Annotated in this window: 1 protein-coding gene; it reads right to left on the bottom strand. The window is 44.8% G+C overall.

Annotated elements, in window-relative coordinates:
- Window positions 1–386, bottom strand: a 386-nt coding sequence (locus K8089_RS16390; RefSeq protein ID WP_237604350.1) for a hypothetical protein, incomplete at both ends; no start/stop codon positions are given.

Genomic DNA, 386 nt, shown 5'->3' with positions numbered 1-386 from the left:
GTAATATCTACTGCCGAAGCAAAGATTCCACAGGCATCATCGTTAGAGGCAATCACATCACTTGGGTCAAGAATGGCAGTACCATCTGCACCAAGTTCAAGCGTAAAGTCTTGACAAACTAACACTGGGCTTGTATTGTCTTCTACCGTTACGGTAGCCGTACAAGTTGATGTATTGCCGTTTACATCGGTTACTGTTAATGTTACAATGTTATCGCCAACATTTGAACAGTCGAAGGTATCTATATCAAGATCATAGCTCGCAATGCCACAGGCATCGGTGCTACCTCCATCAACGTCTATTCCTGCGATTGTTACCGTACCCGTTGCATCAAGTACTACTGTGATGTCTTGGCAAGCCACTACTGGCGCCGTAACATCTTCAAC

It is taken from the genome of Aequorivita vitellina (assembly GCF_022008365.1).
In the GTDB taxonomy this organism is placed as follows: Bacteria; Bacteroidota; Bacteroidia; order Flavobacteriales; family Flavobacteriaceae; genus Aequorivita; species Aequorivita vitellina.
Note: the sequence above shows the minus strand (reverse complement) of the source record. Positions and strands in the feature narration are given on the sequence as shown.